General features: G+C 68.7%; 12 protein-coding genes. 3 read left to right on the forward strand and 9 right to left on the reverse strand.

Going from position 1 to position 13,783, the window contains the following annotated elements; all coding sequences use genetic code 11:
- Window positions 1-18: 18 nt before the first annotated feature.
- Window positions 19-714, forward strand: coding sequence for a GTP cyclohydrolase I FolE (gene folE, locus ACX93N_RS03730; RefSeq protein ID WP_459427048.1), 696 nt, complete (start codon window positions 19-21; stop codon window positions 712-714).
- Here folE and ACX93N_RS03735 read toward each other — a convergent pair.
- From ACX93N_RS03735 to ACX93N_RS03755, 5 genes are all read right to left on the reverse strand, one after another.
- Entirely contained in the window at window positions 711-1,163 is a 453-nt protein-coding gene (locus ACX93N_RS03735) for a YaiI/YqxD family protein (protein WP_459427049.1), read from the reverse strand. The genes folE and ACX93N_RS03735 overlap by 4 nt on opposite strands.
- Before the next feature lie 7 nt (window positions 1,164-1,170).
- Window positions 1,171-2,820, reverse strand: coding sequence for an AMP-binding protein (locus tag ACX93N_RS03740; protein WP_459427050.1), 1,650 nt, complete (start codon window positions 2,818-2,820; stop codon window positions 1,171-1,173).
- A gap of 98 nt (window positions 2,821-2,918) precedes the next feature.
- Entirely contained in the window at window positions 2,919-3,515 is a 597-nt protein-coding gene (locus ACX93N_RS03745) for a hypothetical protein (RefSeq protein ID WP_459427051.1), read from the reverse strand.
- Complete coding sequence (locus ACX93N_RS03750) at window positions 3,508-3,876, reverse strand: hypothetical protein (RefSeq protein WP_459427052.1); 369 nt, start codon at window positions 3,874-3,876, stop codon at window positions 3,508-3,510. The genes ACX93N_RS03745 and ACX93N_RS03750 overlap by 8 nt, the downstream gene beginning before the upstream one ends.
- 62 nt (window positions 3,877-3,938) lie before the next feature.
- A complete protein-coding gene (locus ACX93N_RS03755; RefSeq protein WP_459427053.1) occupies window positions 3,939-4,751 on the reverse strand; it encodes an SDR family NAD(P)-dependent oxidoreductase in 813 nt (270 codons plus the stop codon).
- Window positions 4,752-4,849: 98 nt separating this feature from the next.
- Here ACX93N_RS03755 and ACX93N_RS03760 point away from each other — a divergent pair, with 98 nt between their 5' ends.
- Complete coding sequence (locus tag ACX93N_RS03760) at window positions 4,850-6,112, forward strand: cytochrome P450 (protein ID WP_459427054.1); 1,263 nt, start codon at window positions 4,850-4,852, stop codon at window positions 6,110-6,112.
- A gap of 26 nt (window positions 6,113-6,138) precedes the next feature.
- On the opposite strand, the gene ACX93N_RS03765 is transcribed toward ACX93N_RS03760, so the two are convergent.
- On the reverse strand, window positions 6,139-8,784 hold the full coding sequence (locus ACX93N_RS03765; RefSeq protein ID WP_459427055.1) for a bifunctional acetate--CoA ligase family protein/GNAT family N-acetyltransferase: 2,646 nt from the start codon (window positions 8,782-8,784) through the stop codon (window positions 6,139-6,141).
- Between the two features lie 98 nt (window positions 8,785-8,882).
- On the opposite strand from ACX93N_RS03765, the gene ACX93N_RS03770 reads away from it, so the two are divergent.
- On the forward strand, window positions 8,883-9,800 hold the full coding sequence (locus tag ACX93N_RS03770; RefSeq protein ID WP_459427056.1) for a histone deacetylase family protein: 918 nt from the start codon (window positions 8,883-8,885) through the stop codon (window positions 9,798-9,800).
- Here ACX93N_RS03770 and feoB read toward each other — a convergent pair.
- The 3 genes from feoB to ACX93N_RS03785 are packed head-to-tail and all read right to left on the reverse strand — an operon-like array spanning window position 9,797 to window position 13,728.
- Window positions 9,797-11,644, reverse strand: coding sequence for a ferrous iron transporter B (feoB, locus tag ACX93N_RS03775; RefSeq protein WP_459427057.1), 1,848 nt, complete (start codon window positions 11,642-11,644; stop codon window positions 9,797-9,799). The genes ACX93N_RS03770 and feoB overlap by 4 nt on opposite strands.
- Window positions 11,634-11,900: a FeoA family protein gene (locus tag ACX93N_RS03780; RefSeq protein WP_459427058.1), complete on the reverse strand. Its 267-nt coding sequence runs from the start codon at window positions 11,898-11,900 to the stop codon at window positions 11,634-11,636. The genes feoB and ACX93N_RS03780 overlap by 11 nt, the downstream gene beginning before the upstream one ends.
- Window positions 11,901-11,934: 34 nt before the next feature.
- The gene (locus ACX93N_RS03785) at window positions 11,935-13,728 is read right to left on the reverse strand and encodes an ABCB family ABC transporter ATP-binding protein/permease (protein WP_459427059.1); all 1,794 of its coding nucleotides are present in this window, start codon (window positions 13,726-13,728) and stop codon (window positions 11,935-11,937) included.
- Window positions 13,729-13,783 lie beyond the last annotated feature (55 nt).

The following is a 13,783-nucleotide window of genomic DNA, read 5'->3' on the forward strand; positions in this document are numbered from 1 at the left end:
CGAACAAGGAGACCCACCATGGAAGCTACCGCCCTCACGGCCCGCGCGCCGGTCGACCACGGCCTGTCCCCGGAGGCCCTTGCCGTACGCTCAGCCCTTGAAGCGGCGGGCCTGGAAACCCCCATGGTGCCCACGGGGCTCACCCGGGAGGAGAAGTACGCACGGCTGCACGCCGCCTTCACGGACGTGGCCGAGACCCTCGGGCTGGACCTCGGCGACGACAGCCTGGCGGAAACCCCCCACCGGATAGCGAAGATGTACCTGGACGAAAGCTTTGCAGGCCTCGACTATGGCAGTTTCCCCAGCATCTCCGTGATCGAGAACAAGATGCAGGTGGACGAGGTCGTCCGCGTCGACGACATCGCACTCACCAGCACCTGCGAGCACCATTTCGTCACCATCGACGGCAGTGCCTGCGTGGCCTACCTGCCCCGGGAGCGGGTCATCGGCCTGTCGAAGATCAACCGGGTGGTGCGCTTCTTCGCCCGCCGGCCGCAGGTGCAGGAGCGGCTGACACGCCAGGTCCTCGTGGCCCTGCAGACCCTGCTCGACACGCCGGACGTGGCGGTGAGCATCAACGCGGTGCACTACTGCGTGAAGGCCCGGGGCGTCATGGACGGCACATCGTCCACGCACACCACCGCCATGGATGGCGCCTTCCGCCAGGACGCGGCGCTGCGGGCCGAGTTCCTTCGCCGGACTCCCGGTTCCTAGCCGCGCGCCACGCGCGCCAGCCAGCGATCGAGGCAGCCGGCAAAGCGCTGCTTGTCGGCGGCGCCGAGGGCCGCAGGACCGCCGGTCACCTGGCCTGCGTCCCTCAGTGTCGCCATGAAATCGCGCATAGCGAGGCGGCCGCGGATATTGTCCTTTGTGAACGCCTCGCCCCGGGGGCTTACCGCCTCGGCCCCGCGCTCGATGACCGCTGCGGCAAGGGGGATATCCTGGGTGACCACGAGGTCACCCACGCTCACCGCCTCGACAATCGCGTCGTCGGCGACGTCGAAGCCCCGGGGCACCTGGCGGAAGCGGATGTTCGGGGCAGGCGGTACGCTGAGGGCATGATTGGCCAGCAGTGTCGTCTCCACCCCGGTGCGCAGGGCGGCGCGAAAGAGGATTTCGCGGATCGCCTGCGGACAGGCGTCCGCGTCCACCCAGATGCGCACGAAGCGCTCAGTGCCAGTGCAGCAGAAGCTGGCCGGTCTCCGCGGCCTCGCGCGCCAGCCGCTCAGCCAGCTCGCCGAAGCGCTCGTCGATTTTCTCGCGGCGTATCTTGAGGGTCGGCGTCAGCACTTCGTTCTCAATGCTCCAGGGCTCCTCGCTGACGATCACCGCGCCGATGCGGGCGTGCTTCTCCACGCTGTCGTTGATGGCGGCGACCGTCTCGCGGAAGGACCGCTCGAGCTCTTCCCGGGGACGCTGCCTGGCGTCCTCGGTGAGCACGGCGACCATCACGGTCTTGGAGAAGCCCCTGCCGAGCAGGCACTGCTGCTCCGCGTGGGGATTCTCGGCGAAGCTGCCCTCGATCGGCGGCGGCGCCACGAACTTGCCCTGGATGGTCTTGAAGTAGTCCTTGACGCGCCCGGTCAGGTAGATGAAGCCGTCCTCGTCGACCCGGGCCTTGTCACCGGTGTGCAGCCAGCCGTCCTGGATGAGTTCCGCGGTTTTCTCGGGCATGCGGTAGTAGCCCGGGGTGCACCCCTCGGCACGTACCGCCAGCTCGCCCTCCTCGGTGATCTTGTACTCCACCTCACCGATGGGCTTGCCGATGGAGCCGACACGGCGGTCATCGTGGCTGTTGAGGATCAGCCCCATGGCCTCGGTCTGGCCGAAGCCTTCCATGAGGACGAGGCCGAGGTCGCCCCACCAGTGGATCAGCGCCGGCGGCGTGGGCGCTGCCGCGGTCAGGCAATAGTCCACCTCGCCGAGACCGATCGTGTCGAGGACCAGCCTGCCGATGCCTTCCTTGTCCTGCTCCAGCGCGGCTGTCATCGCGTCCTGGCCGCCGAACTTGGCGATAATGGCCTGCTGGAACTGCTCCCACACCCGCGGCGGGCCGAAGAACATGTGCGGCCGCGTGCGCTGCAGGTCACGGAGAATGTGCTCGAGGGACTCGTTGAAGGACACCTCGCCACAGGTAACGAGGGACGAATACTCGACGATCTGCCGCTCGGCGATGTGCGCCAGCGGCAGGTAGGAGAGATAGCGGGGGTTCTCCCGGGTGCCGAAGGCCGTGGTGAAGCGGTGGATGGGGACGAGGTTGCTCTCGTGGGTCTGGATGACCCCCTTGGGCACCCCCGTGGTACCCGAGGTGAACACGAGAGCGACCGTATCATCGGGTTTGCCCTCGTGGGTGGGGCTGCGCCCCTCGCCCTCGGCCAGCAGGTCTTCCCAGCGCAGGTGCGGTTCCTCCAGTTCCACCCCCGGCAGGGTCACCAGGGTGATGCCCCCGGGCAGGATGCTTTTCACTGCATCCCAGTTACCGGTCTCACCCACGAAGAGCACCTTTGCCTCGGTGAACTCGAGCACGTACTGCGCCGTGGACGCGGGATAGGTCGTGAACAGCGCGACGCTGGTGTTGCCGGAAGCGATGATGGCGAGGTCGGCGAGGAACCAGTGCGGACGGTTGCGCGAAAGCAGCGCCATGCAGTTGCCGCTGCCGAAGCGCTCCTCGAGCACGGCGGCCACGGCCTGCACCTGCCGCTGGGCCTCACCCCAGCTGTAGTCCTCACTGCCCTCTTCGTGCAGGTCACGCAGCCACAGGCGTTCCGGGCATTCGCGAGCCCAGCGGGCGAGCTGGGCGGGCAGGGTCTGGTACTCCATGGATCTCTCCTCTTCTTATGAGCTAACCGTATGAGCTAACCGTCCGTACTAAGGCTATGGTCGTTCCTATCCGCAGCACGCCGCCAGCGGGCGCGCTGTCATTGCCATTCCAGGGCGCGCTGGCCGGCCCCCCCGGGGGTGCCGCGCTGCTCGAGGCCGCTGCCGCCCTGGTCCGGGCGGTGCGGCAGATTCTGGGCAACGGGCATGGGCCGGAGGTTGCTCGCCCCCCAGCGGTGCTGCGGCAGGGGCCGCAGCAGATCGTCCACGGCCACCAGCGGGGCGACCCCCAGGAGTGGCTGTACCGCGGCGGCGCGCCCCACGTTGCTGTCCCACTGCACCCGGGAAGCGCTCACCACCCGGTGCCCCTGGTCAAAGGATAGCAGCAGGAAATCACCGTCAACGCGGGCATCACCCCAGTCGACGGTCAGCGCATCGGCGCCGAGAAAGCCGAGGCTCACGCCTACCCCGGACTCGGCGATGCGCCAGTGCTCCCAACCCATCACGAAACCCGCCGGCGTCGTGGAGAGGCGCTGCGGCGGGCCGAGCTCGGCGAGGACCGCCGCCAGGGTTCGCCCTTCGGCTTCGCGCTCGTAGGCCGCCGGCAGCGGCGCACCAAGCTGGTAGAAAGACTGGGAGCAGGCCGCGAGGCCCGGCAGAAACAGGGCGAGCAGGAGCCGGCGCATGCCGTCAGTCATTGTCCGGGGGCCGCAGCCAGGTGGAGTAATCGGTGAGGCGATCGTCAGCATCGAAAAAAAAGATGGCGCGGTCGTAGCGCGTATCGACCTCGAAGCGGTTGTAGAGTACCAGCAGCAGGCCCTCGCCCTCGGCATGCTCGTTGAGGTAGTAAAGCACGGTCTCGTCACCGCTGGCGATGACCTGCGAGGGCGGCCCCAGCCGCGCGAGGACGTCTGCCCGCGTCGTCTCCCCCCGCACCAGCCCGGCCAGGGCAGATGGCTGCCAGTTCACTTCAACGCCGCGCTCGTTGCGGTACTGGGCACAGCCGACGAACACCGCCACCAGCATCGCCAGGAGGGCAGCTTTCAAGAATCGGGGCATCGGGTGTCTACCTCGCTGGAGACCTCGAGCATACGGGACCCAAACCGTCCAGGGAAGCCGGCTCACCAGGGGATGGGCGTCCCCGCATAGTCGACAAAGTGCAGTTCCCCGTCGGCCCGGGCCTCGTCCATGTGCTCGAGCAGCGCCTTCGCCACCCACCCCGGAGAGAACAGCCTGTCCGCCGGCACGCGGGCCTGGAAGGGCTTCGACAGCGCCGTGTCGGTAGTGCCCGGGTGGAAGGCCAGCAGGGCCACCTGCGGGGCGCGACGGCCGAATTCCACCGCAGCCGACCGCAGCAGCATATTGAGCGCGGCCTTGGACGCCCGGTAGCCGTACCAGCCCCCCAGCTGGTTGTCCCCGATGCTGCCGACGCGCGCGCTGAGCACGGCCACGGTCGCCGCTTCGCTGCGCCGCAGCACGGGCTCCAGCGCGGCAAGCCACAGCAGCGGAAGAACGGCGTTGACCTGGTAGAGGTGTCCGAGCGTGTCGGCGGCAAGTTCGCGCAACGCCTTCTCCGGACGGTACCCCTCACCGTGCAGCGTGCCCGTGGCGATCACAACCCGCGTCAGCGGCTGCTCCGCGCAGGCGTCGGCAATCACCCCGGCGGCCTCGTTGATCGCCGCCTCCTCTGCCGCGGAGACGAGCCACTGCACATTGTCGCAGCGGGCCAGGGCGGGCGGCGCGGCCGGCTGCCGGCTGACCGCGACGACCTGCCGGTAGCGCTGCGCAAGGGCCTTCGCCGCCGCGCCGCCGATGCCGCCGCCGGCGCCGATCACGACCGCTGTGGACGCCTCCTTCATCACCGTTTCCTTCGCGGGTTCCTTCGCGGGTTCCTTCGCGGGTTCCTTCGCGGGTTCCTTCGCGGTTTTCGTCACGGGTGCACCATGGCCTTGCCTACGCGGGACCGCGCCCGGCGGATGCCTTCCCAGCCCGCGCCACCGTGCTATGCTCAGCCGCCGGAGGAGGAACCACCATGACCGACAACACCGCGACCGCCACCCCGCCCTTCCGTCCCGCCGACGTGCTCGACCCCCACATCATGGGCGACGAGGCGACCATGTACGCCCTGTTCGACTACCTCCGCAGCACCGAGCCCGTGTCCTGGGTCGAGCACCCGGAGTACCGGCCCTTCTGGAACCTCACGCGCTACGCCGACGTGAAGGAGATCGGCAGCGCCAACGACGAGTTCCTGAGCGCCCCCCGCACCGTGCTCGTGCCCGAGGCCATGGAGCAGGCCCTGCTCGAGACCTTCGGCAACAGGAACGGCCTGGAGACGCTGATCCACATGGACCGGCCCAAGCACCTGAAGCTGCGCAAGGTCACCCGGGAATGGTTCCTGCCGCGCAGCATCGGCAAGCTCGAGGCAGAGGTGCGGGCCCTGGCAAAGGAGTTCGTCGACAAGATGGTCGAGGAGGGCCCGGAGTGCGACTTCGTGCGCGACGTTGCCCTGCTGCTGCCGCTGCGCGTGATTGTCTCCATCCTCGGCCTGCCCCGGGAAGCGGAGCCGACCATGCTCAAGCTGACCCAGGAGATGTTCGGGGGCCAGGACCCGTCGCTACAGCGCGGGGAAGACCCCACCGCCGGCCTCGCGGTCATCCAGGACTTCACGGACTACTTCACGGAGGTGATCGCAGAGCGCAAGCGCGAACCCTCGGACGACCTGGCCAGCGTGCTGGCCAACGCGACCGTGGACGGCCAGCCGATGGAGACGCTGGACCAGATGAGCTACTTCATCATCACCGCCAGCGCCGGCCACGACACGACCTCCGCCGCGATCGGCGGGGGCATGAAGGCACTCATCGAACATCCGGAGCAGCTCGCGCTCTGGCGGGACCGGCCCGATCTCGACGACCGCGCCGCCCGGGAACTCATCCGCTGGGTCTCGCCGGTACGGCACATGGTCCGCACCGCCACGCGCGAGCTCGAGCTCGGCGGCAGGACCATCCGCGAGGGCGACAACCTCGCCCTCTGGTACCCGGCCGCCAACCGTGACCCGGCCGCTTTCGACGCGCCCAACCGCCTGGACCTCACCCGCGACCCGAAGCAGCAGCTCGCCTTCGGCTACGGGTCGCACATGTGCCTGGGCCAGCACCTGGCCACGCTGGAGGTATCCTGTTTCTTCCGGGAACTGCTGCCCCGGCTTCAGGAGATCGAGCTGGCCGGGGACCCGGAGTGGGTCAAGGCGATCTTCGTCGGCGGCCTGCGCTCCCTGCCGGTCCGCTACCGCCTCCGCTAGGCACGCGCCGGCAGGCCCTGGCCGGGCTACAGGTGGCGGCGCACCGCCACCACGTCCGGTTCCTCGCGGTTGTAGACCAGCCGGAAACCCAGCCCCTCGCAGAGACGCAGCATGCGCCGGTTCGCCGCCAGCACCTCCCCTTCCATCACCTCGAGACCCCGGTCCCGGGCGGCGTTCATAAGCTGCTGCATGAGCCGCCGGCCCATGCCCTGGTGCTGCAGGTCGTCCGCCACCGTGAGCGCGAACTCGCAGGATTCGCCATCCGGATTCGCGACATAGCGGGCCACGCCGATAATGCGCGGGTCCGGTCCGTCCGGCGTGGCGATGGCGACCAGGGCCAGCTCCCGGTCGTAGTCGATCTGTGTAAAGCGGGCGAGCATCATCGGCGACAGCCTGTCGACCCGGTACATGAAGCGGTAGTAGCGGCTCTCCGGTGAGAGCCCCTCGACGAAGGCCCGCTCCATCTCCGCATCCTCGGGGCGGATGGGCCGGACGAGGAGATCGCTGCCGTCGGCGAGCTGCCAGTGCTCCTCCATCGCCGACGGGTAGGGATGGATGGCCATATGGCCGTAGCGCCGCGTGCTCGCCTGGCGCGTGTGCACGGTCATGCGCGCGTCGAGAGCGACGGCGCCCTCGCCACCCAGGCGCACCGGGTTCATGGTCAGCTCGATCAGCTCCGGCAGTTCGCAGGCGAGCTCCGAGACACGCATCAGCATGGCCACCAGCGACTCCGCGTCGGCCTCGCTCCAGGCGCCCGCCGGCGCGCCATCGAGAGCCCGGCGTACCAGTTCCCGCGCCAGGAACCCGTTGAGCGGCGGCAGCGCCACCTGCAGCCCGGGCATGGGTGACAGGCCGTCGCGGGCAGCACCGATGCCGATATAGGGACCGAAGGCCGGGTCCCGGGCCAGTACCACGGCCACCTCCCGCGGATCGTCGTCCTCGAGCAGCGGCTCGACGGAAATGCCGTTGATGCGTGCATCGGGACGGGCCGCCTTCACGCGGGCGATGATGTCCCGGTAGGCGCTGCGCACCTCGTGGGCATCGCGCACCCGCAGCCGCACCCCGCCGACCGCCGTCTTGTGGGGGATGTCCGGGGAGTTGACCTTCATGGCCACGGGCAGGCCGAGGGTCTCGGCGGCGACCAGCGCATCCGCCGCCGACGAGGCGTTGATGGCCGGTGCGACCGGCACACGGAACGCGCGCAGTACCGCCTTGGCCTCGGTCGCCGTCAGCGCCTCCCGGCGCTCACCGAGGGCGTTCTCGATCATGAGTCGCGCGCCTTCGATATCCGGGGGCTGCTGCTCGGAAAGCGGTGGCGGCACCTGCAGCAGCACCGCCTGGTTGCGCCGGTAGGCGGCGATGTAGGCGAAGGCATCCACGCCCCGCTCCGGGCTGGTGAAGTGTGGCAGCCGGGCCTCGGCCAGGAGTTCGCGGGAACGGGCAACGAGATTCTCGCCCATCCAGCAGGCCACCACGGGCTTGCCCGCGCCCTTCGCGGCCTCGATCACGGCCCGCGCACAGCCCTCCGGGTCGGTCATGCCCTGGGGCGTGAGCAGCACGAGCAGCCCGTCCACCCCGGCATCCTCGAGGAGTGCCTTGCAGGCGGCGGCATAGCGTTCCGGGCCGGCGTCGCCGAGGAGGTCGAGGGGATTCTCCGGCTGCCAGTGCGCCGGCATGAGGGAGCGCAGTGCGGCATGGGTACCGGCATGCGGTTGCGCCAGGCTGACGCCGCGGTGCCGGGCCCGGTCCGCCGCCATGCGCCCCGGGCCGCCGGCGTTGGTCACCACGGCCAGGTGCTGGCCGGTGATGCGCGTGCCGGCCAGCAGCGTGCGCGCAGCCGTGAACAGCTGGTGCACCGTGTTGACGCGTACGGCGCCGGCGCGCTCGACGGCGGCATCGAAGACCCGGTCGCCCGGGTTACCCGGCGTGTCCTCGTCGCGGCCGGACTTGAGCACGATCACCGGTTTCACCCGCGCGGTCATGCGCAGGCCGCTGAGGAACGCACGGGCATCGGTGATGCGCTCGACATAGACGAGTACGCTGTGCGTCGAGGCATCCACGGACAGGAAATCGAGCAGATCGCCGAAATCCACGTCCGAGGCGGCTCCCGGTGAGGCGACGGCGGAAAAGCCGAAGTCGTTGGAGTCGGCCCAGTCCAGAAGCGCATTGCAGAAGCCGACGGACTGTGCCAGGAGGGCAACCCTGCCGGGCTGGCTGCGGCTCTTGGCAAAGCTGGCATTGAAGTGCCAGGCCGGGCGCAGCACGCCCAGGCTGTTGGGGCCGAGGAGCGGCAGGTCGTGGGTGCGTGCGATATCCACGAGTTCCGCCTGCAGGCCGGCGCCGGCAGAGCCGATCTCGCCGAAGCCGGCGGACATGACGATGGCCGCACCGACGCCGCTTTCGGCGCAGTCGCGCAGCGCGGTCGCGACACTTGCCGCGGGGATGGCGAGGATCGCGAGATCCACCGGCCGGCTGATCGCCGAGACCTTGGCCCAGGCCGGACGCCCCTGCACCTCGTCCCGGTTCGGGTTGACCGGGTAGAGCTCGCCCTCGAAGCCCCCCTCGATGATATTGTGGAGGACGCGGCCACCGACGGCGTCGAGGCGGTCCGAGGCGCCGATAACGGCCACGGAGCGAGGCTCGAAGAGCTTGTGCAGGTAGTGTTTCTTCACGGTACGGTTTCCGGGGAGAGGTGGGGTCGGCGCCGTGCATGGCCGGGACTTTTGCGGGAGAATGGTGCCACAGTCGCAGGAGGGCTCTCCAGCACGCCATGACCATCGGCTATATTACGCACCGGGATTGCCTGCGCCACGACATGGGGCATCACCCGGAATGCCCTGCCCGCCTCACGGCCATCAACGACCGGCTCCTCGCCAGCGGCCTGGACATGGCCCTGGTGCACTACGACGCACCCTGCGCCGAGCGTGCCTGGCTGGAACGCGTGCACGACCCTGCCTACCTCGATGACCTCGAGGCGCGCTCACCCCGGGGCGGCCTCTCCTGGGTGGATGGCGACACGGCGATGAACCCGGCTACGCTGACTGCCGCCCGGCGGGCCGCCGGTGCCGCCGTCCTCGCCGTGGACCTCGTGCTCTCGGGCAGGGAAAAGCGCGTCTTCTGCGCCGTCCGCCCCCCGGGGCACCACGCCGAGCGCAACCGGGCCATGGGCTTCTGCTTCTACAACAACGTCGCCGTCGCCGCCCTGCACGCGCTGGAGGCCCATGGCCTGTCCCGCGTCGCCATCGTCGACTTCGATGTGCACCACGGCAATGGCACCGAGCACATCGTCGCCGGCGACCAGCGCCTGCTGTTCTGCTCGACCTTCCAGCACCCCTTCTACCCCCACTCGGGCTACGACAGCATCGACAGCAATGTGGTCAACGCCCCGCTGCCCGCCGGCGCGGACGGCGCCGCCTTCGCAGCTGCCGTGGAGGCGGACTGGCTTCCCCGGCTGCGCAGCTTCGCCCCGGAGCTGGTGCTGGTCTCCGCCGGCTTCGACGCCCACCAGGCCGATGACATGGCCGGTCTCAATTTCGTCGACAGCGACTACGCCTGGGTGACCGGGGAACTGTGCGCGATCGCCGCGGAGAGCGCCGGCGGGCGCATCATCTCGCTCCTAGAGGGGGGCTACGACCTGCACGCCCTGGCCCGGAGCGTGGAAGCCCACCTCAAGGCGATGCTCGGCTAGCCGCCCAGGAGCGTCACCAGCTGGTACACGCCGAGCGCACCGAGGTAACCGGCAAGGCCGTAGGCCGCGAACATCTGCAGGGGCAGACGCCAGGACCCGGCTTCCCGGCTCAGGATAGCCATGGTGGACACGCACATGAGGGCGATGGCAAAAAACACCAGGAGCGCCAGCCCGGAAGCCAGCCCGAGGTCGCTGGCCTGGATATGGTTGACCAGCGGGACCATGTTCTCCTCGGCGGACTCGATGCCGAACATGGCGCCGAGGGTGCCGACGAACACCTCCCGCGCCAGGAAGGACGTCAGGATGGCAACGCCGTAGCGCCAGTCCAGCCCGAGGGGCTCGAAGAGCGGGCCGACGAAGCGACCGAGCTGGCCGAGCCAGGAGTCGGCGAGATCCGCGCCGCCGTTGGGGAAGTAGCCGAGGAACCAGACCACCACGGTCACCGTGAGGATGATGCCGCCCGCCTTGGTGATGAAGTGCTTGCAGCGCTGCCAGGCCTTGCGCAGCAGCGGCACCCAGGCCGGCACGCGGTAGGGGGGCATTTCCAGCACAAAGGGCAAATCCGTGAAATGGTCGGCCCGGCTGCGCGAGACGAGCCCCGTAACCAGGAGGCCGCAGAACATGCCGAAGAAATAGACGCCGAACATCGCGAGGCCCTGCAGGCCGACGAGCCCGCCGAGGGCGGTGGTGTTGGGTATGAACGCGGCGATCAGCAGTGTGTAGACCGGGAGCCGCGCCGAGCAGGGCATGAGCGGGATCGCCAGGTAGGTCAGCAGACGCTTGCGCGGTGAATCGATGGAACGCGCGGCGTAGATGCCGGGGATGGCGCAGGCGACCCCGGACAGCATGGGGATGAAACTCTTGCCGGTGAGGCCGAAGACACGCAGCGGCTTGTGGCAGATGAGCGCTGCCCGCGCCATGTACCCCGAATCCTCGAGCATGCCGATGACGAAGGTGAGCACGAAGATCTGCGGTACGAAGACCAGGAAAGCACCGATCCCCGAGAACAGCGCATCCGCGGTGAAGTCCCTGCCCACCTGCCCGGGGACGAGGGGCACCACCAACCCGGCCAGCCAGCCGAGGCCTGCCTCCACGGCATCCATGGCCGGGGCAGCCCAGGTAAAGATCGACTGGAACAGGAGGTACATGATCGCGAAGAACGCGAGACCGCCCAGCGCCGTGTGCAGGAAAAACGCATCGAGCCGGGTCTGGGTCCGCACGAGCAGGTCGCCGCGGGGGCCGTACTTGCGCGCGAGCTGATGCGCATTGCCGCGCAGGAGCACATCGGGCGTGTGTGCCACGCCGTCGTCATGCGGCCAGGGATCAGCCTCGGCCGTGCTCTCGCCGCGCAGCCGGCAGAGGAGTTCCGGTACGCCCTTCCCCGTGCGCGCCGAGATGGGCAGCACCGGCGCCGAGAGTTCCCGGGACAGGCCTTCAAGATCTACCTCGAGGCCGTGGCCGGCGAGGATATCCATCATGTTGGCGAGCACGAGTACTGGCTTGCCGCGGCGCTCGCACTCGCGGATGACCTGGAGCGTGAAGTAGAGGCTCTTCTCCAGGCGCGTGACATCGATGAGGCAGAGCACGTGGGAGACCTCGGGGTCCTCGAGGCCCTGCTGGAACTGCTCGACCGCCACCTGCTCCTCGCCGGAGATCGGCTGCAGCGAGTAGGTGCCCGGGTAGTCGACCAGCGTCGTGTCTTCGAGGTCGGTAAAATGACCGCTGGCCACCTCGACGGTGATGCCGGGGAAGTTCGCGACCTTCTGCGTGAGCCCCGTGAGACGGTTGAAGAGCAGGCTCTTGCCGCAGTTGGGGCTGCCGATCAGGATGACCTTACGTGTCATGGGACTCCAGCTTGATATGGCTGGCAACCTCGTCGTCGAGAGAGAAGACGGTGTTGCTCACGCGGAATACCTTGGGCGAGCCGAAAGCCGGGGCCTGCAGGCAGGTGACGGTTTCGCCGGGGTGAAAGCCCATCTCCATGAGACGGACACGGTAGTGCTCCGCCAGGCTGTCGTCATAGCCCGCGATCACGCCACCCTCCCCCTTGCGCAAGGACCAGAGGGTCCGGGGAGCCCTGCCGCCTGCCGTTACTGTCATCCTGGCTTCCATGCTGGCCTCCGTCGCGGGGACTTCACGCCGTGGCGCGCTCCCGCTGCTGCGCGAGCCAAAGATGCGAATAATAACCGTTCATGGCCAGCAAGTCATCGTGTGTTCCACGCTCGACCACACGGCCCCCGCTCAGGACCACGAGTTCGTCGGCGTCGACCACCGTCGACAGCCGGTGAGCGATGACCAGCGTGCTGTGGGCCCGGGCGAGTTCCTTGAGCGCGTCCAGCACCGCTGCCTCCGAGCGGCTGTCCAGGGAGGAGGTCGCTTCGTCGAAAACCAGGACCGGCGCATCCTTGAGCAACGCGCGCGCGATCGCCACCCGCTGCTTCTCGCCACCGGACAGCTTGAGGCCCCGCTCGCCCACCGTGGTTTCCAGCCCCTCCGGCAGCTCCGCCACGAAAGCCGCGAGGTGCGCCCGGGAAAGCGCCGTCTGCACGTCGTCGTCACTCGCTCCCGGGCGACCGTAGCGGATGTTCTCCCGCAGGCTGTCGTTGAACAACACGGTATCCTGGGGAACGATGCCGATCGCCTCGCGCAGGCTTTCCTGGGTCACCGCGCGCAGGTCCTGGCCGTCGATGCGCACCGCACCGGCGACGGGATCGTAGAAGCGGAACAGCAGTTTCACAAGGGTGGACTTGCCCGCCCCGCTCGCGCCGACGAGTGCCACTTTCTTCCCGGCGGGCACGCGGAAGCTCACCGCATCGAGCACCGGTCGTCCGTTCGGGTAATGGAAGGACACCGCGTCGAACACGATCTCGCCGCCGGTTACCACCAGCGGTTGCGCCCCCGGCGCATCGCGGATCGCCGGCTCCCGGTCCAGCAGCATGAACAGGTTCTCGATGTTGGCGAGGGAGCTCTTGATCTCCCGGTAGACGAAACCCAGGAAACCCAGGGGCATGAACAGTTGCAGCATGAACTGGTTGATGAGCACGAAGTCACCGATGCTGAGCACGCCGCTGCTCACCTGCCACGCGGCGAGACCGATCACGGCGGTCTGGGACAGCGCGATGATCAGCGCCTGGCCCGCATTGAGGGCAAAGAGGGACAGGCGGTTGGAGCGCCGCGCCTGCTCCCACTCCGCGAGGGAGCGATCGTAGCGCTCCGCCTCGTAGCCCTCATTGGTGAAGTACTTGACCGTTTCGTGATTGAGCAGGCTGTCCACGGCGCGCGTATTGCTGCTCGAGTCCGCCTCGTTGACCGCGCGTACGAAGCGCGTGCGCCACTCGGTGGCACGGAAGGAAAAGAGCGCATAGGCGACCACGGAGGCGACGACGACCGCCGCATAAGCGCCACCGTAGTTGAACAGGAGAATACCGGCGACCATCACGATCTCGAAGAGCGTCGGGGCGATGTTGAAGACGAAGAAGCGCAGGAGGAAGCTGATGCCCGTGGTGCCGCGCTCGATATCCCGGGCGAGGCCACCGGTACGCCGGTTCAGGTGGTAGTCGAGTTCCAGGCTGTGCACGTGCCGGAAGGCGGTGAGCCCGATGCGGCGCATGGCGCGCTCGGTCACCCGGCCGAAGAGCGTATCGCGCAGCTCGCCGAAGAAGACGTTGGCGAAGCGCGCCGCTCCGTAGGCCAGCACCAGGCCCAGGAGGAGGCTGCCGCCGAGGACCGGGCCCGTGGCGCCATCGAGCCCGTCGACGAGGTGCTTGAGCAGGAAGGGTATGGCCAGCAACGCCCCCTTCGCCGCCAGCAGGCAGGCGAGCGCCAGCCCGATGCGCGGCCAGTTGCCGGCAAGGAGCGGGACCAGCCGCTTGAGCACGCCCCAATGCAGGCGGCCCGCGGGTGGGTCTGTCAGGGGGGTGCCTCGCATGGCTCTGCGCCCGGCGCTTGCGCCCGGGGCTCGCTGTCAGGAATGAGTGCGCCTC

This window comes from Pseudohaliea sp. (genome assembly GCF_054552115.1).

Bases quoted from the DNA above. Each gene is read 5' to 3' on its own strand.
- folE (WP_459427048.1), top strand. From the start codon at position 19: ATGGAAGCTACCGCCCTCACGGCCCGCGCGCCGGTCGACCACGGCCTG.
- ACX93N_RS03740 (WP_459427050.1), bottom strand. From the start codon at position 2,820: ATGGAGTACCAGACCCTGCCCGCCCAGCTCGCCCGCTGGGCTCGCGAA.
- ACX93N_RS03745 (WP_459427051.1), bottom strand. From the start codon at position 3,515: ATGACTGACGGCATGCGCCGGCTCCTGCTCGCCCTGTTTCTGCCGGGC.
- ACX93N_RS03750 (WP_459427052.1), bottom strand. From the start codon at position 3,876: ATGCCCCGATTCTTGAAAGCTGCCCTCCTGGCGATGCTGGTGGCGGTG.
- ACX93N_RS03760 (WP_459427054.1), top strand. From the start codon at position 4,850: ATGACCGACAACACCGCGACCGCCACCCCGCCCTTCCGTCCCGCCGAC.
- ACX93N_RS03770 (WP_459427056.1), top strand. From the start codon at position 8,883: ATGACCATCGGCTATATTACGCACCGGGATTGCCTGCGCCACGACATG.
- feoB (WP_459427057.1), bottom strand. From the start codon at position 11,644: ATGACACGTAAGGTCATCCTGATCGGCAGCCCCAACTGCGGCAAGAGC.
- ACX93N_RS03780 (WP_459427058.1), bottom strand. From the start codon at position 11,900: ATGACAGTAACGGCAGGCGGCAGGGCTCCCCGGACCCTCTGGTCCTTG.
- ACX93N_RS03785 (WP_459427059.1), bottom strand. From the start codon at position 13,728: ATGCGAGGCACCCCCCTGACAGACCCACCCGCGGGCCGCCTGCATTGG.